Annotated in this window: 18 protein-coding genes; 10 read left to right on the top strand and 8 right to left on the bottom strand. The window is 60.2% G+C overall.

Features of this window, described 5'->3' with window-relative positions; translation table 11 throughout:
* The first annotated feature begins 128 nt into the window (after positions 1-128).
* Both AC1RQC_RS26650 and AC1RQC_RS26645 read left to right on the top strand, forming a co-directional pair.
* Complete coding sequence (locus AC1RQC_RS26650; protein ID WP_492372819.1) at positions 129-866, top strand: NAD-dependent epimerase/dehydratase family protein; 738 nt, start codon at positions 129-131, stop codon at positions 864-866.
* Positions 863-1,399: a cupin domain-containing protein gene (locus tag AC1RQC_RS26645; protein ID WP_492372818.1), complete on the top strand. Its 537-nt coding sequence runs from the start codon at positions 863-865 to the stop codon at positions 1,397-1,399. The genes AC1RQC_RS26650 and AC1RQC_RS26645 overlap by 4 nt, the downstream gene beginning before the upstream one ends.
* Positions 1,400-2,103: 704 nt before the next feature.
* Here AC1RQC_RS26645 and AC1RQC_RS26640 read toward each other — a convergent pair.
* Positions 2,104-2,901 carry a Crp/Fnr family transcriptional regulator gene (locus AC1RQC_RS26640; protein WP_492372817.1) on the bottom strand — a complete coding sequence of 266 codons (798 nt, stop codon included), beginning with the start codon at positions 2,899-2,901 and terminating at the stop codon, positions 2,104-2,106.
* Positions 2,902-3,246: 345 nt separating this feature from the next.
* On the opposite strand from AC1RQC_RS26640, the gene AC1RQC_RS26635 reads away from it, so the two are divergent.
* The gene (locus AC1RQC_RS26635) at positions 3,247-3,897 is read left to right on the top strand and encodes a TetR/AcrR family transcriptional regulator (RefSeq protein WP_400102049.1); all 651 of its coding nucleotides are present in this window, start codon (positions 3,247-3,249) and stop codon (positions 3,895-3,897) included.
* 221 nt (positions 3,898-4,118) lie between these two features.
* Here AC1RQC_RS26635 and AC1RQC_RS26630 read toward each other — a convergent pair whose 3' ends face one another.
* The 6 genes from AC1RQC_RS26630 to AC1RQC_RS26605 form a co-directional block, all read right to left on the bottom strand.
* A complete protein-coding gene (locus AC1RQC_RS26630) occupies positions 4,119-5,816 on the bottom strand; it encodes a tannase/feruloyl esterase family alpha/beta hydrolase (RefSeq protein ID WP_492372816.1) in 1,698 nt (565 codons plus the stop codon).
* Between the two features lie 320 nt (positions 5,817-6,136).
* Positions 6,137-6,364, bottom strand: a complete 228-nt coding sequence (locus AC1RQC_RS26625) for an enoyl-CoA hydratase/isomerase family protein (RefSeq protein ID WP_492372815.1) — start codon at positions 6,362-6,364, stop codon at positions 6,137-6,139.
* Positions 6,365-6,433: 69 nt separating this feature from the next.
* Positions 6,434-7,630 (bottom strand): acetyl-CoA C-acyltransferase, encoded by a 1,197-nt coding sequence (locus tag AC1RQC_RS26620; protein ID WP_492372814.1) that lies wholly within the window; start codon positions 7,628-7,630, stop codon positions 6,434-6,436.
* 22 nt (positions 7,631-7,652) lie between these two features.
* Positions 7,653-8,411, bottom strand: coding sequence for an SDR family NAD(P)-dependent oxidoreductase (locus AC1RQC_RS26615; protein WP_416046960.1), 759 nt, complete (start codon positions 8,409-8,411; stop codon positions 7,653-7,655).
* A 25-nt stretch (positions 8,412-8,436) separates the two neighbouring features.
* Positions 8,437-9,807 carry an MFS transporter gene (locus AC1RQC_RS26610; protein WP_492372813.1) on the bottom strand — a complete coding sequence of 457 codons (1,371 nt, stop codon included), beginning with the start codon at positions 9,805-9,807 and terminating at the stop codon, positions 8,437-8,439.
* A gap of 61 nt (positions 9,808-9,868) precedes the next feature.
* Positions 9,869-10,591: a nitroreductase gene (locus AC1RQC_RS26605; RefSeq protein WP_492372812.1), complete on the bottom strand. Its 723-nt coding sequence runs from the start codon at positions 10,589-10,591 to the stop codon at positions 9,869-9,871.
* 245 nt (positions 10,592-10,836) lie between these two features.
* Here AC1RQC_RS26605 and AC1RQC_RS26600 point away from each other — a divergent pair, with 245 nt between their 5' ends.
* Positions 10,837-12,492 carry an AMP-binding protein gene (locus tag AC1RQC_RS26600; RefSeq protein WP_492885093.1) on the top strand — a complete coding sequence of 552 codons (1,656 nt, stop codon included), beginning with the start codon at positions 10,837-10,839 and terminating at the stop codon, positions 12,490-12,492.
* Positions 12,493-13,091: 599 nt separating this feature from the next.
* Here AC1RQC_RS26600 and AC1RQC_RS26595 read toward each other — a convergent pair.
* The gene (locus AC1RQC_RS26595; protein WP_492372811.1) at positions 13,092-14,033 is read right to left on the bottom strand and encodes a LysR family transcriptional regulator; all 942 of its coding nucleotides are present in this window, start codon (positions 14,031-14,033) and stop codon (positions 13,092-13,094) included.
* A 139-nt stretch (positions 14,034-14,172) separates the two neighbouring features.
* On the opposite strand from AC1RQC_RS26595, the gene AC1RQC_RS26590 reads away from it, so the two are divergent.
* The 6 genes from AC1RQC_RS26590 (at position 14,173) to AC1RQC_RS26565 (ending at position 18,254) form a co-directional block, all read left to right on the top strand.
* Positions 14,173-15,399, top strand: coding sequence for an FAD-dependent monooxygenase (locus AC1RQC_RS26590; RefSeq protein WP_492372810.1), 1,227 nt, complete (start codon positions 14,173-14,175; stop codon positions 15,397-15,399).
* 285 nt (positions 15,400-15,684) lie between these two features.
* Entirely contained in the window at positions 15,685-16,119 is a 435-nt protein-coding gene (locus AC1RQC_RS26585) for an SgcJ/EcaC family oxidoreductase (RefSeq protein ID WP_492372809.1), read from the top strand.
* A 121-nt stretch (positions 16,120-16,240) separates the two neighbouring features.
* Positions 16,241-16,456 carry a hypothetical protein gene (locus AC1RQC_RS26580; protein WP_492372808.1) on the top strand — a complete coding sequence of 72 codons (216 nt, stop codon included), beginning with the start codon at positions 16,241-16,243 and terminating at the stop codon, positions 16,454-16,456.
* Positions 16,457-16,672: 216 nt separating this feature from the next.
* A complete protein-coding gene (gene serB, locus AC1RQC_RS26575) occupies positions 16,673-17,527 on the top strand; it encodes a phosphoserine phosphatase SerB (RefSeq protein ID WP_492372807.1) in 855 nt (284 codons plus the stop codon).
* A 104-nt stretch (positions 17,528-17,631) separates the two neighbouring features.
* Positions 17,632-17,934 (top strand): hypothetical protein, encoded by a 303-nt coding sequence (locus tag AC1RQC_RS26570; RefSeq protein ID WP_492372806.1) that lies wholly within the window; start codon positions 17,632-17,634, stop codon positions 17,932-17,934.
* The gene (locus AC1RQC_RS26565) at positions 17,934-18,254 is read left to right on the top strand and encodes a hypothetical protein (RefSeq protein WP_492830842.1); all 321 of its coding nucleotides are present in this window, start codon (positions 17,934-17,936) and stop codon (positions 18,252-18,254) included. Before AC1RQC_RS26570 ends, AC1RQC_RS26565 begins: the two co-directional genes overlap by 1 nt.
* Position 18,255 lies beyond the last annotated feature (1 nt).

Raw genomic sequence — 18,255 nt, 5'->3', positions numbered from 1 at the left:
TCCATAATGGCTCAATCAATTTCTCGATAATGGACCTTTTTTGCGACCATTAACAACCCTATCCTGCTCTTCATCAAAAAATGCGACATACCGTTGCATCGTTCGCAATCGCAAACAGGAGAAGAGAGATGAAGCACAGGGTTTTTGTGGCCGGAGCAAGCGGCGCCATTGGCACCGCACTGGTGCCCCTGCTAATCGCGGCGGGCTATACGGTGTTCGGCAGCACCCGGCGCCCCCACCGGGCGAAGAACCTCGAAGACGCTGGTGTCACGCCGGTCGTCGTGGACGTATTCGATGTGGACGCGCTACGCGACGCGTTGGGTCGCATCGCGCCGCATAGCGTGATTCATCAATTGACCGATTTGCCGTTCGGGCTGGATCCCGCCCGCATGGCTCAGGCGGTGACCGCCAACGCCCGGATTCGCGACGAAGGAACGCGTAACCTGGTTGCAGCGGCCATTTCAGCCGGTAGCAAGCGGATGATTGCGCAAAGCATCGCGTGGGCGTATCGACCAGGCGGGACGCCCTACGATGAAAGCTGCGCACTCGATATCGATGCGCATAGCCCGCGCGGTACTAGCGTGCGGGGCGTCGCGGCACTGGAGCGCCATGTGTTGGAAACGGCGCCACTGACTGGGACCGTACTCAGGTATGGACAGATTTACGGGCCCGGCACGGGTTGCGATGTACCCGCCGGCTCAAGCCCGCTGCACGTCGAAGCCGCTGCGTTTGCGGCTTTGCTAGCGCTCGAACGGGGCACATCGGGGATATACAACATTGCGCAGGACGACGCCGAGGTCACCAGTGCAAAGGCGAAGCGTGAGCTGGGTTGGTCGCAGGACCTGCGATCGGGGGCGCATGTATGAACCCGCGTGCTCTGCTGCTTCTCGCGCACTTGCCGCGGCTGCCGGGCAATCCCACGATGCTTTCGGCAATAGCAGTAGCATTGCTGCTGCCGGGTCCGGCGACGCCCCGTTCGGCGATCGACTGGTTCGCCGGCATTTGTGGCAGCGGTGGCGATCCGCTGCTGTCCAGTGCATCGCCGGATGCCACGGCGACGGGGCGTCCCGCTTCGACCGTAAAAATTCTGTCGTGCGAAGCTCTGCCTGACGCGCCGGGCAAGTCGGTGACGACGGCTATCGTCGACTTTCCGCCGCTCGGCTTTACGCCCGCGCATCGTCACCCGGGCTCGGTGACGGCGGTCGTGCTCGAGGGGACGATTCGCTCTCAACTGGCGGGAGGAGGACCCGTCGACTATGTCAGTGGACAAACATGGTTCGAGCCGCCACACGCACTTCACCTGTTCGCCGAGAATCCCGATCCGACGCACCCGGCGAGATTTCTTGCGACCTTCGTCGCCGATACCGGTTGCGGGGCATTGGTGCTACCGCCTGACTAGATTTCACGGCCAGACCGCAATGCGAACGTCTGCTTCGAAGAAAATTGAGTGGCTGTTGTGGGTTGGGAAGAGCCGAGGACGATCTGGTTCACGGAGGACGCGACCGCGAAGCCTGGCGGGCACGGGCGGAAGGGATATTTGACGTCGAAGGTCTCATTCTGGCATGCGTTCAGGATGCCGCCACTTGCGATCCAAGCGTTGTGGCCGACGCGATCCGGGAGTGGTTCGACGTCGCAAGAGCTATAGAAAGTCGGCACGGGGCTGCTAACTCTTTCTAGAGTAGGAAACCGAAATAGGCTGAACTACCGTGCACTATGGCTTCTCCGCATTGAGACCGAGCCCGCAGACCTTGGTCTTGCCCTGCCGCTGCCGCCCACCCGACTGGAGCCGCAACCCCTCATGCCTGGGGCGCGTCCTGCATCCGGCCAAGCCCGGCCATGGAGGCGCTTTGGGCGCCCGAGCCGGGATTCTGGCTGCTGCCAGAGCGGTACCCGGATACGCCTTCCGCTCGAAGGAGCTCCTCCAGTAGGGGCTGCAGTGACCCGTCGATCCGAATGTGCCCTTTGTGGGCGGGCGTCGACCGATCGTTGTCGGTGGCATGAGCATGCGCTGCGGCCACAAGGACTTTGCGTTGGACGTCTTCCATCGCGCGCGCAAATCCGCCTCGCGCATCAGCGTGCGGACCCGATTACAGCTGCGCCTCTTCAATCCCCGGAGTGTGCGAATCTACGCAATGCCGCCAAATCCAGTATCTGAATTGACCCATACTCAGCAACCACTAACCCTGCATCTTCCAGTTCGCGGATGGCCCGATTCGTGTTCTGCCTTGAAAGCCCGCAAAGCCTCCCAATTTCCTCCTGGGAGAAGCCCAACGTCTTGTCCGTGGCTGGATAGAGCTGCTGATTGAAAAGCTCTGCCAAACAGAATGCCACCCGCGCAGATGCTTCATGCAGCCGAAGGTTGTGCACCAGTCCAACGTAGTAGCCACATCGAGCGTTGAGTTGGTCGATCACGTATCTGCTGAACGAGTGGCTCTGCTCAAGGAGCCAAAGGAATGTCGACTTGGGTACGAATGCTAGGCGACTATCCCGGATCGCAACAACAGAATAGGGCCGTGGCTCGTCTTTCAGCACAACACCCTCACCGAACCACGAGCCGGCAGGAACGCCCGCAAATGTGATAACCCGCCCCTCTCTCGAGGCGGTATCGACCTTCACGATCCCTTCCATCACCGCAAGCCAGTGGTCGGCAGGATCCCCTCGATGGCACGCAACGGCACCAGCATCGTAGGATCGGTCAAAGCTATCACGCATAACTCGAGTCTTCTGCTCAGAGGTCAGATTCGAGCACCAGGGCGCCTGCAAAAGAAACGCCTCCAGACTTAGATGGCCAGGCTTGCAAAAACCATCATTGCGATTCTGCAAGGTGGAGTCGACCAAGCTGCTGGATTTCGAGAGGGCGACGGGCGAAACTCGCATCGCTTCCGGTCGCTTGGCTTGCATGCCATTCACGTGGTTCATCATTTGGAGCCAGTATTGCGCAGTTGCATGATCACCTGTTTGCGCTGAGCACCCGTCGCCGACTTGATACCGCTGGCATGTGGCAAGCGCTGTGCAGAAGTCCAGTCTTCCAGATCCTTGGCAGACCTCCGACCTGGGAAGCTGTCGGGATCAAGTGGGATTCGACGTTCTGTTAAGTGAAATCTGGATTCGCTTTAGACTATGGCCCGAAAGGGATACTGTCAAGGGAAGCGCGGCTAGGTGTTTGTACGGAGGGCGCTATAATGGCCACCCTAAAGGTGAGCGGTGTACTGCACAATTTCTCGTCGAAAAGCAGGCATAACTGAAATGGAAATTCCACATAGCCCTCCGCGCATTCGGATTCGCCGGCGGGGTGCCGACAAACATCCGTTGATCCTCCAAGCCGCACGAGATTTGGTGGCGGAATCTGGGTTCCGAGAAGCCCAGATGTCGTTGATTGCCGAGGCTGCAGGCATCGCGATCGGCACGTTGTACCGCTACTTTCCGTCCAAGACCGAGTTGTTGGTCGAACTCGTGAAAACGACGGCGCAACGGGAAGTCGACGTCGTAGCTGGTATCGCCATGCGTGATGGGACCGCACTAGAACGTCTTGGTGCGGCCGCATGGACGTTCGCGAGTCGCGCTTTGCGAGGCCGACGCTTAGCCTACGCCCTAGTCGCTGAACCTGTTGAGCCAGATGTCGAGGCTGCCCGGCTCACTTATCACCGAGCACTGGCCAGGGTATTCAAGACGATCATTGAGCAGGGTATGGCGAATGGCGAGTTCCCTGCACAGGATGCCGCCGCATCGGCAGACTGCATAGTCGGCTGCCTTTTCGAAGGCCTGGTGGCACCGCTCACCAACAACGCTACAGCCGATGCTGTCCAGGCAGCCGCCCACGGCTCGGCCATCATCACCTTTTGTCTGCGAGGGGTTTCAGGCTTACAGGCGCCCGCCTATAGGATTCCGACTGTATAGTCGCTTCCTTCAGGAATCGACCGTCTCTACCGGCTAGCGGAGGACGATCTCCCCCCCCGAGCTCGCCTTCCGCAAGGATTTCTGTCGCGCCGACTACCTCTACAAGCCTCTTGCGCTTAGCGGATGTGCTGCCGGCCTCGTGTTTTCGGCCGGCAGCACAAGAGGACTGAAGTTGTGAAGTGACTTGATCCGCCTGTGACAATGTTGTCACAGGCAGTGGATCAATTGGAGCACGTATAGCTTGATGCGGCGTTCACGTCCCCGCTGACGTGCTTTGGCCACTGGGGGTACTCACACAGAGGCCGCGTGCGCCCCGCGGTGGGCGGGTTCAAGTCGGTAACGACGAGATTCTGCGGAGCCGTGCCTTTCGTGACCCAGTTATCCAAAGCAGTCAGCCCATCATATGCCGCCTCAAACTGCCCGCCCGTGCCATGTGCGGCACCGGGAACCAGATAGAACTTGAGGAATGACGACAGCGCATTCTGCCCATAGTTCGCCAGCAATCGGTTGTAGTAGTCAATCGACATTTGAGCCGGAATGAACTGGTCGGATTGCCCGTGCTGAAGGATCACCTTCCCACCTCGGTTCTTGAAGTTGTCGAGGTTGACAGTCGTGGAGTCCATCATTTGACTTACCGTCTGCGTTCTAGCGGTAAGCGGCCCTGGATCCGTGAAGTTGAAGGACATCAAATCGAGCGAGGGATCCCTTGCAATAGCGTATCGCACGAGGCTATTCGGGAAGGCATAGAAGAACGACCATTGTGCGGTTGCATTTGTCCCTGGGTCCAGTACGGCGTCTGCTGGAGAGTCCCCCAACGGTAACAAGAAGCCACTCCAGAAATCGGTGCCTGCGAGGATGTTGTAACCAGGAATGCTGTGAATACCGTTTGCGAAATCAAAATTTGTCTTCAGCGGCGTGGCCATGGTATTGACAGTACTGATCTGAACGTCAGACAGGCAAGTGTCGCCCGTGTCGGCGCCCCCTGGGCATCGCACAGTCGCCGGATCGAACGTACAAAGCCCCGGATTGCTGATCAGGCCGTCTGTCGCGCCGTCCAGACTGTCACAGGCCGACATCACAGCCTTCTTGAGCATAGCGGCCTTGTTTGCGTTGATGAAGCCGCCTGGGGCAAGTAACGCCTGAGAGATGCGCCCCATTTGGTAGGCCAGCCCCATGATCCCGGACGCGGGATACGTCGAAATGATGCCATCGTAGTCTGACGCGTACTTCTGCGCAGCGATAAGCGCCTGGCGACCGCCGCCAGAGCCACCAATGTAGTAGCTATGCGCGAACGTTGCCCCGTAGCGCTGCTTGGTTAAAAACAGAGCGACATCATGCGTTTTCTTGATGTGGTCGCCGGCATAGTTCGCCAACGCCTCATCGTTCTGAGCGAACCGGCCATCCCCAAAGCTTCCTTCATGCCCGCTATCGCTGCCAAGCGTCACATATCCGCGCGCCAGCGGAGTCAGAACCCCCTTCGGTTCGCCATAGGATGTGAAGCCGGTTTTTGTGAAGCCTGTTGTGTCCGGGACAGACCCGTCAAGCCCACCGCCACCGAAGTGAACAGATTTCCCGTTCCAAGTGGACGGCAAATCAACTTCGAACTTGATGTCCGGCGCGGCCGGGTCCACGGGATGAATCCCCCCCAAGACCTTGCAGAACTCGCCATTTGTATTGCCCGACGCCGTGGCAGCAATGAGCGTCGCCGACGCGATCGTGGCGCCAGTCGTTGGCAAACCAATCGCGGAGGCTGGTACGGCTGAACCTTGAAGCGCCGCGCACTGCTGCGCTGGCGTCAACTGGGGCGTGGCATCGGCTACGACAGAGTCGCTGCCTCCTCCACAACCAACGACGAGCAAGGCCGATAGCGTTGCCACAGTGGGTGCAAGCCATTGCGGCCTGACTTTGGTGAACTTCATGACGTTGTCTCCTAGCAGACGCCGGGACTTCTAGTTGTCCACGAGTCGCTTTCGTTCAAGTAAATAGTCCTGCGAGGTGCGTCGTCACTGACGAGCATGGCGGCGAAGCACCCCGATGACGACCATACCGATCGGGCCTGCTCAGGATTGTCTTGCGCAAGACGATTGGAAACTTCGAGCCGTATTCAGTCGAAGATGTTGGAGTAGCCCTGCCAAATTCAGGTTGGGCCACTCCTTGATGTACAGAAAACTTTGTTAAAGCTGGCAGTCGTTTTCGTTCTGGAATGCCACCCGCTCTGTGGTCTCGACACCTTAAGCATTTACCCGCTGTCAGCGGTGCTTGAACGCTGGTTGCCGTTTCGACAGGAAGGCGGACATCCCTTGCCGGTCAGGACGATGCATCCGATGTTGTCGTCCCGCTCGTACGCATCAACAGCGGCCCCGACTCCATTCATGACATCGTCATTGAGCGCATTCAGCGCTTCGGGGCTGTTGATCTGAATCAGACCGACGCGGTCGATCGCCTTTCGCAAAACCACTTCACTCACATTTGGCTCCGGCCAACAACTTCACGACGCCACCTGCCTCGCGTCGAATGCGAGGCAGGTGGCCTTTCCTTACAACAACTCGACCGCCACCGCGGTTGCCTCACCGCCACCGATGCAAAGGCTTGCCACGCCACGCTTCTTTTCCGCCTCCCTGAGGGCGCCAAGAAGTGTCACAAGGATCCGTGCGCCAGACGCACCGATGGGATGCCCAAGAGCGCACGCTCCACCATGAACGTTGACCGTCTCAGGGTCCAAGCGCAGGTCATGAATCGCCGCCATCGTGACTACAGCGAACGCCTCGTTGATTTCCCACAAATCGACATCTGCGGTCGACCAACCGGTCTGACCAAGCAACTTCTGGATGGCCCCCACCGGAGCAGTGGTGAAGTCCGCGGGCGCTTGTGCATGCGTCGCGTGGCCAACGATTCGGGCGAGCGGCTGTACACCCAGCTTCCTGGCAGTCGATTCCCGCGCCAGCACCAACGCAGCAGCGCCGTCCGAAATCGAGCTTGAGTTCGCCGGCGTCACCGTCCCCCCTTTTTTGAAGGCCGGCTTCAACGAGCGGATCTTCTCAAGGTTGACCTTTGGCGGCTGCTCATCGCTCCGCAGCGTGACCTCCCCTGTCCGACCTTGGACCGTGATCGGCGTCGTTTCCCATGCGAAATCACCGCGTTCGATCGCCGCCTTCGCACGCTGGGTCGAGAGAATGGCCCATTCGTCCTGGGCTTCGCGCGAGAAGCCATAGCGCTCGGCACAGTCCTCGGCGAACGTACCCATCAGCCGGCCGCGTGTGTCGTCTCGATAGTGGTCTTCCAATCCATCGAAGAACATGTGGTCCAGCAACTGCCCGTGGCCGAGCCGATACCCTTTGCGCGCTTTGGGCAGCAGATAGGGGGCGTTCGTCATCGACTCCATGCCCCCAGCAACCATCACGTCGTTGGTAGCAGCGGCGATCGAATCATGCGCCAGCATCACGGCTTTCATGCCGGATCCGCACACCTTGCTGATCGTCGTACACGTCACTGATTCAGCAAGGCCGGCGTTCAGGCAGGCCTGCCGCGCAGGAGCCTGACCAACGCCGGCCGGGAGAACACAACCCATCAGCAGTTCCTGGATCGCGCCAGCATCGATACGCGCGCGCTCGACAGCTGCGCGAATAGCGAACCCGCCCAGTTCCGGGGCTGTCAGGCTTGCGAGATCTCCTTGGAAGCCACCGATCGGCGTGCGTGCGGCGGACAGAATGACGACTGGATCGTTTGTACTCATGTTCGGTCTCCGTTCTGGTGATTTACTTTGCCGCCATCCGGATGGCGCCATCGAGCCGGATGACCTCGCCATTCAAGTAGCCATTGCCAAGCACGTGCTCGACCAGACCAGCGAACTCCGTCGCCTTACCCAAGCGCGAAGGAAACGGAACGGACCGACCCAGCGCCTCTTGCACATCGGCTGGCATCTTGAGCAGCATCGGGGTTTCCATGATCCCTGGAGCAATCGTCACGACCCGAATTCCGGACCTGGCCAACTCCCGCGCGAGCGGCAAGGTCATCGCAACCACACCGCCCTTCGAGGCGGCGTAGGCGGCCTGCCCAATCTGGCCGTCGAACGCAGCAACCGACGCAGTGTTGATGATCACACCGCGCTCGCCATCGTCGTCGGGTGGCTCCTGTTGCATGATTTCGGCGGCCAGCCGAACCATATTGAACGTGCCGCCCAGGTTGATGTTGAGGGTGCGCAAGAACGAGCTCATTGCGTGCGGCCCCTGCTTGCCTACTACCTTCTCCGCGGGCGCGATACCGGCGCAGTTCACCAGGCCGCGCAATGTTCCCAGCGCGGTTGCTGCTTTGAATACGTCTTTTGCTCCCTCTTCGCTCGTCACGTCGGCACAGACAGATGCGCAGCGGAGTTCCTCAGCCATCGCTTCGGCGGCCTCCAGATCGAGGTCAACGATCACCACCTTGCCCCCTTGCTCAGAGAGCAATCGGGCAGTTGCGGCTCCCAGTCCAGAGCCGCCGCCGGTTACGACGAATACGTTGTTACTGATCTGCATCGGATGATTTCCTGAGGGTGATGGGTCAACTGCTTGCCGACCAAGGGATGTCGGAGTGTGAGGGAAGCGCTTGCGCGCCATGTGTGTTGGCCGCGCTGCGGCGATGGTCGATCATCATGACCGCGACGGTGCCCAATACGCCGGCAAGGCCAATCGCCAAGAAGTTCTGCTCCAGAGGCAGTCGCATCGCCACCAGCATGCCGATCAGCACGGGTGCGGCGATCGCTCCGAGGCGGCCGATACCGGAGGCAAAGCCCACACCGGTCGAGCGAATCGAAGCGGGGTAAAACTCACCGGCGTATGCGTACGCCAGGAGCTGTGTTCCAAGGGTGGAGGCACCGACGACGAACACGACAAGGAAGAGCAGCTCAGTCGATTTCGTGTAACCCATCAACGCCAGCGACACTGCACCGGTCGCGTAGAAGGCCACCAGTACATATTTGATGTTGTACTTGTCGCCCAGCCAACCACCACCCACGGCACCGACCATGGCACCAATGTTGAAGACCAACACAAAGGTAAGTGCGGACCCAAGGCTATAGCCCGACATGGCCATCAACTTTGTGAGCCACGAACTCAACGAGTACACCATGAACAGCCCCATGAAGAAGGCGACCCAGATCATGACTGTGCTGAATCCACGTCCGTCCCGAAACAGCTTGGCCACCGGGGCTTTGGTCACCATCGCCTCTTGGGGCATGACGAACCGGTCTTGGCTACTGACTTGAACCTCCGGCGCGATCTTCCTGATCAGTTGTACGAGCTTCTCGGCACGGTTTCGCTGCACCAGAAACGCCAGCGAATCAGGCATGGTCAGCAAGACGAAGGGAATGATCAGAATGGGCGTGCCAGCGATGAAGAACACGGACTGCCAGCCATAGGCTTCAATCAGTTGCTTGCCGGTGAGCGCCACAAGGATGCCGCCGATCGAGTACCCAGCGAACACCAGGGTGACGAGACGGGCTCGGATCTTGCGCGGAGCATATTCACCCATCTGAGCAGTCACGATGGGAAGCACGCCGCCAATCCCGAGACCTGCGAAGAACCGGGTAATGCTGAAGCTCAACGGATCGTGCGTCAGTCCGGCCGCGGCTGTGAAGAAACTGAACAGCGCGATGCATACGGAAATCGACACAGGCCGGCCGATCTTGTCGGCCAGCGTGCCGAGGTAAATCGCCCCAAGCATCATGCCGAACAGGGCCGAGCTCGCCATGAATCCGGCCTTTGCTGCATCCACCCCCATCTGTTTCATGATGGACGGTAATGCCGCGCCCACAACGGCCAAGTCGTATCCGTCGAGCACGAGAATCAGGGCACACCAGAACAGGATCAAGCCATGGAAGCGCGAGAATCTCGCGTTCTGTGTGATCCTTTGAACATCAACTTCGTTACTCATGGTCTCCTCCATTTGAGAATGGATATCGTTGGTGGTGCTATTGGTCCATCTGCGGGTAAAGCTAGGTGACGTGATAAACCGTAAAGGTGGAAGAAGGCGCCCTTTCAGAGACGAGCGAGTTCTCAATGCGACTCTCGTCGGCGTAGCCCAAGCTCATGCCCACCAGGAACATGTCTTCTGGCGGCAAGCCAAGCTCTTGCTCGATGATCTTGTGGTACTTCATGAAGGCGGCCTGAGGGCAGGTGCTCAGACCGTAGGCACGCGCGACAACCATGATGTTCTGCAGGAACATCCCGTAGTCGAGGAGACTGCCGCGCTGCATCACGCGGTCGATCGTGAAGAACAGCCCGACTGGTGCATCGAAGAACTGGTAGTTCCTGCCGTGCTGCGCGTGCATCCTCTGCTTGTCACCCTTCTCGATGCCAAGAAGGCCATAGAGCTTCCATCCGATGTCACGACGCCTGTCGATATAGGGCGACACCCACTCTTCTGGGTAGTAGTCCCATTCATCGGCATGCGCATCCGCCAACTCGGGATCGTTGTCGACTTTGGCGATTGCGGCGCAGACCCGGTCTCGGGCGTCGCCCATGACCACGTGTACCTTCCAGGGTTGAATGTTCACTCCCGTCGCCGCATAGCGCGACACATCAAGAATTGCCTTGATGGTCTCGTGTGGGACAGGCTTCAGAAGATAGGCGCGAACGCTACGTCGCGTAGCAATTGCCCATTCCACAGCCGAACGGATCGATGAAAGTTCATCCGGTGGCGGTCCAGCTCGTTCCATCTACTACCTCGCTCAACTGTCATGCGGACCTCGCGTCCACTTAGAATTCAGATTAGCGAGCGTTTCTCAGCTCCAATGTCTTGCAGCCGACAATCGTTTCCCTCTTTGAAGGTCGGAACTCGATGCATGGAAATGTCTCAGGGGTGACATTCACCCCGTTGGACCAACGCTAGATTGGGATGTGGCTTGAGGAACGGGGAACCCCTCAGGGCCGTGCATTCATAACCCGACGTGGAGACATCGCTATGACCGGAAACATTTATCAGAGCGGGCTTGGCCGTACCCCTGCAAATCACCTCCCGCTGACACCGCTCCACTTCCTTGATCGGTGCGCCGACCAATATCCCGATCACATCGCGATCATTCACGGCTCGATGCGGCAAACGTGGAAGCAAACACGAGAACGCTGCCTGCGCCTGGCGAGCGCGCTCGTCAAGCGGGGCATCAAGCGTGGAGATACGGTTTCGATTCTCGCGCCCAACACTCCCGCCATGGTCGAGGCACATCACGGCATCCCGTTATCGGGCGCAGTGCTCAATGCGATCAACTGCCGGCTGGATGCCGAAGGCGTCCGCTTTATCCTGCGCCACGGCGAATGCAAGGTTCTCTTTGTCGACAGGGAGTTCTCTTCGCTCGCTGCAAAAGCGCTCGAACGGATTGAGAACAAGCCACTGGTCATCGACATCGCTGACATCGAAGCACCCACCGGCGATCTGGTCGGCGAAATGGAGTACGAAACCTTCCTCGCTGAAGGTGACGCTGACTTTCCGGGCGTATGGCCGGAGGAGGAATGGGACGCGATCGCCTTGAACTACACATCCGGCACCACATCGGACCCGAAGGGCGTCGTACCAAGCCATCGGGGCGCTTACCTTATGAGCATGCTCCAACTCACGGATTGGGGCATGCCCCGTCGGCCGGTGTATCTGTGGACGCTTCCCCTGTTCCACGCAAATGGCTGGTGCTTCGCGTGGGCGATCACCGCCGCTGCCGGCACGCACGTCTGCCTGCGAAAGGTGACCGCAGCGAATATCTTTGGCGCCATCAAGCAGCATGACGTGGATCACTTCTGCGCAGCACCGATCGTATTGGCATCGCTCGCCAACTCTTCTGATGCTGAGCGTTGTCAACTGAAGCGTACTGTCCGAGTTAGAACGGCCGGCTCACCGCCGCCTGCAGCAGTGCTGAAGTCAGTGATCGAGATGGGGTTCGAAGTTGAACACGTCTACGGCATTACGGAAGCATCCGGCACCCCGGTGAGCAGCTTCATCAACCCGGCATGGAGCGATAAGCCGATGGATGAGAAAGCGCGCCTCATGGCTCGCCAGGGCAATCGGGCCTCCGGCTTGGAAGACCTTTGTGTTGCTGACCCAGTCACTTGCGAGCGTGTGCCCCGGGATGGCAAAACTCAAGGTGAGCTCTTGCTCCGCGGCAACATCGTGATGAAGGGCTACCTCAAGAATCCCGAGGCCACTGCCAGCGCATTCAATGGGGGCTGGTTCCACACAGGCGACGTCGCTGTGATGCATCCGGACGGCTATATCCAGATTACGGACCGTTCGAAGGACGTCATCATCTCTGGTGGTGAGAACATTTCTTCGGTGGAAGTCGAAGACGTTCTCCATCGGCATCCGGCTGTCCTGATCGCTGCTGTAGTCGCTCAACCAGACGCAAAGTGGGGAGAGTCACCTTGCGCGTTCATTGAACTGAAGCCCGGCGTCGCTGCCCCAGACCAAGCTGACATCATCCGCTTCTGTCGTGAGCACCTGGCCCACTACAAGTGCCCGGTGAGGGTCATTTACGGGGTACTTCCAAAGACGGGAACGGGCAAGATTCAGAAATTCAGATTGCGGGAACTGGCGGGAAGCCGCGAAGCCATTACGGACCTTTCGAACGTTTAGGTCCTTGGCAGAATCTCCATCCCGAGCCGCATAGGGCAAGCTTGGTCGCCCGAGTCGGGCATGTGGGGAAACCATATTTCGGACCCATATCCAAACTGAGGGCGGCTATCTTCGCCGCCTTGCAGTCGCCGCAGCCGCCGCCGAGGTCGTCGTGAGGTTCTGTCGCCGTCGAATCGATCGGACGTTGAAAAAGATCAACCTTTCCCGCCCCAAAAGTGTCGGCGAGCTAATTGCGGAGTACAGCGCTCAGACCGCAAGCCTGGATGCCGCAGGCCTCGCCGCGGGAGCAACTCAAAAGATTCAGGACGCATTGGCATGTGGGGACTTGCGTATCCTACTGACCATCTATGACACAAGGGGTTGCTTGCCCTTGCAGCTCAACACCTGAAGCAAGCGAGATTGACTACCTTTGAGGCATGGCTGACAAGGATCCTGAGAGATGAAGCAAGGGCACCTGAATTGGCCACAGCGCTGAAGGCAGTCCTGCCGGCAGTGCAAGCCACCAACGAACGGCCAGAAGCGGACGTTGAAAAAGCCATGCCGAGCAACTGCTTACGCTCCGAGAAATTCCACTTTGAGCCCGGCGCGCCACTTCGATCCTAAACCGTCCCACGCAATCGGGCGTCCATGGGAAGGCTCGCCGATCCAGCCAACCGTACCTGTATCAATTCCAGCAGCGCCCGAACACGCGCAGTCACGGAATGGCGATGGCTGTATGCCCCCAACAATTGCAGGGGGGCGGGACACAGATCCAGTGGTACCTCCTGCAATCGGCCCGTAGCAAGGTCTTCCTGGCAGGGATAGGCCGCCACAATCGCGAAGCCGATGCCTTGGCGTGCGCCTGCCACGGCCAATTCCCCGCTGTTGACGCGGTAGCGGCTGCGTACCGGCACTTTGACGATTTCGCCTGCTGCGTCCTGAAACTGCCAGGGCTGGCCCTTCAGCGCACTGAGGGTGGTGATACAGGGCAGAGACTTCAGCTCGCGCACGTGGCATGGCATGCCGGTCCTGGCCAGCAAGGAGGGGGCAGCAACCACGATACTGGGCAGTGTGGCGAGTTCGCGGGTGATGAAGGCACTGTCCTCCTGATGGCCCCGGTGGAAGACGATGGAAAGGTCAACGTCCTCTCGAAGCACTTCCAGTCCGGTCATCCGGGTATCGCATTCCAGCTCGATGCCTGGATGGAGGCTACAGAATTCGGCGAGGATGGGAGCCAGCAGCCTTGGCGCTTCGCCGGGCATGCACATTTTCAGAGGACCACGCAGTTCGCGCTGTACCGCACCAAGCTCTTCCTGCGTAGAGAGCAGAGTATCGAGCAAGGGCTTGGCGCGTTCGTAGAGTAGTCGACCGGCTTCCGTCATACGCAGGTGGCGGGTGCTTCGCTCCAGCAGGCGCACGCCGAGTCTGCGCTCCAGCGCAGCGACATGGCGGCTGACGTTGGACGAGGGGATGGCCAACAGACGCGATGCGCCAGCAAAGCTCTGCTCATCAACAACTGCCGTGTAGACACGGACCGTATTCAGATCGAGTCCATCGCGCATTGATTATCCCGTTTTAGGTATGAAAGCCTTCCATTTTTACACGCTAGTTCTCTTTAATGACGAAATCTAAGATGCCATTTTGCACGATGCGAAACGGTGAGCCGTGCACCGGGCACCGTATGGACAGGAGAGATTCAACGTGGAAATTGGAATACTTGGCGGCGGCATCGCGGGCCTGAGCGTGGCATTGGCTTTGCGCAAGCAGGGTTACAACCCTCGGGTCTATGAGCGCCGAGCGGAGCCGGCAACCCTGGGGGCCGGCGTGACGCTTTGGCCCAATGCCTGCTTTGTGCTGGAAGAACTGGGGCTATTGCAAGACATCGACGCCATTGGTGGTCGACCGCTAACAATGCATCGCCAGGATGCCGTGGGCAATGCATTGGGAGGCCTCGATATTGCCTTGCTGGACCGGACGATGGGATACCCGACCTACACGGTGCTACGCCGGCACTTGCAGGAGGTGTTACTAGATCATGTAGCCCGGGCCAGGATACCGGTGGAGTTCGGACACCGGGCGGTGCGGATTGAGCTGGATGCCAATGGCAGGGCTGTGGCCCATTTCGAGAACGGTGCGAGCATCCGCCCGGATCTGCTCATTGGCGCCGACGGCCGCATGGATTCTGTGGCGCGCAAGTTTGTCGCGGGTGACAACACACCTGTCTATCAGGGCTTCGTGAACTGGATTGGCGTAGCTCAGGGGCAGCATGCGCTAGTGGACGATATTTCGATTCAGGATTTCTGGGGGGCGGGCGAGCGCTTTGGTTGCGTCGCGATTCGACCCCAACTGGTGTATTGGGCTGCGGCCCAGGCTCGGCCCCTATCTGAAGCCATACCGACCGCAGATATACGCAAGGAGGTCGAAGATCTGTTCGTGGGATGGCCCGAACCGGTCTCGCATATCATCCGTGCCACGCCCGCAAATGCCATCCGGCTGATTGCGGTGCATGACCTGGAGCCGCTGCATACATGGAGTCGGGCAAATGTACTGCTGGTTGGGGATGCCGCACACGCGCCATTGCCGACGTCGGGGCAAGGGGCCTGCCAGGCGTTGGAGGATGCGTGGCATTTGGCCCGGTGCCTGAATGGCGCAAGCGGCTGCCTGGATGAGGCCTTTCGGGCATTCACGAAGATCCGCAGCCCCAAAACTGCAAAGCTAGCGGAGCAAGGTCGGGTCTTTGCACGCGGGCTGTTCGCCACCGATCCTGAAACCTGCCGCATGCGCAACGAGCGGGCCAAGGCGTCCGATCCTGTGCGTGACGTGCAGGTCTTGGCCGCCGCATGGGGACAGGGCCTGCCAATGCCAAGCTGCACGGACAGCACGCCAGCGCAAGGGGGGCGCTTCGGCAGCCTGTACCGTATTGAATGACGTGCGCTAGATGTCCTTCATCGGGTTTTATGCAAACATTTCTTTCCATCCAGTCAGCTCGCATGCGGGCGTCTGCCGGTAAGCGCTGCATAACAAACATTGGTCATTGAAACTCGAACGGCGGCAACGGGTCGGGAAGAGCCAACTGGCGCCCTCCCCTCGGTCTACCGGAGTCAGCCACGAGCCGACATGCCGTGGTAAGGCAGAATTTGCTTTGACCGCTCGACAACAACCGTCCGATGCGGACGTCGGGCGTTGCAACATAGACACTTGCGAGAATCCACCATGATTCAACTGAGTCAACCCGAAGACGTGCTCCACGCGTTTCAGACCGCTTGGAACAGCCACGACATGCAGTCCCTCGGCACATTGTTTCATGAGGATGCGACATTTGTGAACCGGTTCGGGCACTACGTGCGGGGCGTCGAGGCGATTATCAAGCTGCATGCGCCCATCCACGCAACTATCTACAGCGATTCCACGCTGGATAACGAGCTGATCGACGTGATCCCCATTGGCAACGATGGGGCGGTCATTCACTTCTGGAGCCGCCTCACGGTCGGTGCTGCTCATCCGGCGGGCCCGCACGCCGTCGACACGCTGATCCTTGCCGTGCTGACGCGACAGGTTGGCGAGTGGCGAATCAAGGCGCTCGAGAATGTCACCCTGACGAATCCCCGCACGGGAGAAGCTGTCTTAAGAGACGGCCGGAGTCCTTGATCGAGCAGCAAAGTTGCTTCCACGACGTACGGTGTTGCCTGCTTGCTGGCGGATCGCGCGTCCAGCGTGGGTTGGAAGCGGCATATCAAGCAGCTATGACGTTCAGCCGCTTCCTGACTCATTGGCTCACGCGGCCTGGCGCCTGGCCGTCGAGAAATCGGCCCAGCTCTGTGCCCTGCTCTTCCTGGCCTGTGACAACGCCGAATCCGGCGTCTTCGGCGACCTGAACCCGGAGATCCAGAACCGGGTGCTGTCGCTGGCCGCCGGGCTGGCGCATGAGACGCTGGTGCTGAGCGAACTGGCCGCGCAGTGCGAGGCTAACGCGCAAATGGCGTAGTGCGATGAGGGCTGGCCTGCGGGCCGGCCCCAGACCTCGACGAGCACGATAGAACACATCCGCCCGCACGGATTGCGCCGTGCAGCAGCTAGCGCTATCGGGCGGCGGCTGCGCCGCATGCGCGCGGGCATATACAATAGCGGTCTTCGCCGCCGCTGCGGCTCGCATCCTGCATTTACCGCCATGGGCCGCCCGGCCCGGCCCTGCATTCGCGCCATGTCCCTGATTCTGCAAAGTCCCGCCCCGCTGTCCGCCAACGATATCGACGCCATCCGCGCCATCGCCCAGGCTCCCACGCTCGCGCTGCGCGCGCAGACCGTGGCTGCCGCCGATGCAAGCGCCGCGCTGACACCCGCCCTGCGCGAAGCGCTGGACGCCTACTGCGGCCCGCGCAGCATCGACTGGGCCATCGTGCCCGCCGGCCGCAAGCTGTCGGACTTCAAGCTGGTGGCGATGGATATGGACTCCACGCTGATCACCATCGAGTGCATCGACGAGATCGCAGACTTCTGCGGCCTCAAGGCGGAGGTCTCGGCGATTACCGAGGCGGCCATGCGCGGCGAGATCACTGATTTCAACGAAAGCCTGCGCCGCCGTGTGGCCCTGCTCAAGGGGCTGGACGCCAGTGTGCTGGACCGCGTGTATGAAGAGCGCCTGCGCCTGTCGCCCGGCGCGGAGAACATGCTGCAGACCGTGCAGGCCCTGGGCATGCGCACCCTGCTGGTTTCAGGCGGTTTCGTGCATTTCACCGAAAAACTCAAGCCCCGCCTGAAGCTCGACGTGACCCGCGCCAATACGCTGGAGATCGTCGATGGCAAGCTCACCGGCCAGGTGCTGGGCGAGATCGTCAATGCCGACGTCAAGGCCCGCACGGTGCAGGAAGTGTGTGCGCAGATCGGCGCGGACCCGTCCCAGGCCATCGTCATGGGCGATGGCTCCAACGACCTGAAGATGATGGCCGTGGCCGGCCTGTCGGTGGCCTTCCGTGCCAAGCCGGTGGTGCGCGCGCAGGCCAGCGTAGCGTTCAACCACGTTGGGCTGGACGGCTTGCTGCAGCTTTTCCCGCATTAACTGCCGCTGCCTGCGCCCGGCACAGGCAGACCATATGCGGCGCGCTTGCGAATTGAAATAAGAATTATTATCATCCGGCTTTGTAAGAAATTACTGAGCCCGCCATGCAAGTGTTTGCAGTGCTGCTGGGGTTGGGTGGCGCATGCTGCCTGTACCTGGCATCGCCCAACCAGCGCCTGTTGCTGCTGCCACTATCCGTGCCAGCCACGGCACGAAGCCGCCGCACGCGCCTGTGCTGGCTAGCCACCCTTTCGATCGCCGCCTCGGCGTGGGCATGGAGCCTGACGCAGGGCTGGCCGGCCGCGATCGCGGCCACGCTGGCCACGGTTGGCACCGGCCTGTCCTTATGGCCTTTTGCCGGTGCTTACCGCGATGCGCGGCGCCAGCGCCTCGCCCAGGCCGGCTAATGAAAGCCGCCCCCAGTCCCCAAAACGTCCGCAGCAAACCCAAGCCCGGCATGGGCACCAAGTGGCTGGCCGGCACCCTGCTGGGGCTGCCGCTAGCGGTCGCGCTATCCGCCCTAGGCGTCATCTGGCTGCCCGGCGGCTGGCAAAGCGGAGCCATCGGCGTGATCCTCGCCTGCCTGCCGATCTGGGTGGCGATCCTCTGCGCCAGCCTGCTATTCGCCACCAGCCGCGCGGCCTGGCTTTGGCTCGCAGCTGGCAACCTGATCGCTTACGGCGGACTGTGGGCATGGCGCCTGCTGCTCGCCCCCGGCGCGGCATGAA

Source organism: Cupriavidus sp. GW822-FHT03E04 (assembly GCF_058801495.1).
The sequence above is the reverse complement of the archived record's forward strand: the minus strand, read 5'-3'. Positions and strand labels throughout refer to the sequence as shown.

Bases quoted from the DNA above. Each gene is read 5' to 3' on its own strand.
- serB (WP_492372807.1), top strand. From the start codon at position 16,673: ATGTCCCTGATTCTGCAAAGTCCCGCCCCGCTGTCCGCCAACGATATC.
- AC1RQC_RS26645 (WP_492372818.1), top strand. From the start codon at position 863: ATGAACCCGCGTGCTCTGCTGCTTCTCGCGCACTTGCCGCGGCTGCCG.
- AC1RQC_RS26635 (WP_400102049.1), top strand. From the start codon at position 3,247: ATGGAAATTCCACATAGCCCTCCGCGCATTCGGATTCGCCGGCGGGGT.
- AC1RQC_RS26570 (WP_492372806.1), top strand. From the start codon at position 17,632: ATGCAAGTGTTTGCAGTGCTGCTGGGGTTGGGTGGCGCATGCTGCCTG.
- AC1RQC_RS26565 (WP_492830842.1), top strand. From the start codon at position 17,934: ATGAAAGCCGCCCCCAGTCCCCAAAACGTCCGCAGCAAACCCAAGCCC.
- AC1RQC_RS26650 (WP_492372819.1), top strand. From the start codon at position 129: ATGAAGCACAGGGTTTTTGTGGCCGGAGCAAGCGGCGCCATTGGCACC.
- AC1RQC_RS26600 (WP_492885093.1), top strand. From the start codon at position 10,837: ATGACCGGAAACATTTATCAGAGCGGGCTTGGCCGTACCCCTGCAAAT.
- AC1RQC_RS26605 (WP_492372812.1), bottom strand. From the start codon at position 10,591: ATGGAACGAGCTGGACCGCCACCGGATGAACTTTCATCGATCCGTTCG.
- AC1RQC_RS26640 (WP_492372817.1), bottom strand. From the start codon at position 2,901: ATGCAAGCCAAGCGACCGGAAGCGATGCGAGTTTCGCCCGTCGCCCTC.
- AC1RQC_RS26610 (WP_492372813.1), bottom strand. From the start codon at position 9,807: ATGAGTAACGAAGTTGATGTTCAAAGGATCACACAGAACGCGAGATTC.
- AC1RQC_RS26620 (WP_492372814.1), bottom strand. From the start codon at position 7,630: ATGAGTACAAACGATCCAGTCGTCATTCTGTCCGCCGCACGCACGCCG.
- AC1RQC_RS26615 (WP_416046960.1), bottom strand. From the start codon at position 8,411: ATGCAGATCAGTAACAACGTATTCGTCGTAACCGGCGGCGGCTCTGGA.
- AC1RQC_RS26585 (WP_492372809.1), top strand. From the start codon at position 15,685: ATGATTCAACTGAGTCAACCCGAAGACGTGCTCCACGCGTTTCAGACC.
- AC1RQC_RS26595 (WP_492372811.1), bottom strand. From the start codon at position 14,033: ATGCGCGATGGACTCGATCTGAATACGGTCCGTGTCTACACGGCAGTT.
- AC1RQC_RS26630 (WP_492372816.1), bottom strand. From the start codon at position 5,816: ATGAAGTTCACCAAAGTCAGGCCGCAATGGCTTGCACCCACTGTGGCA.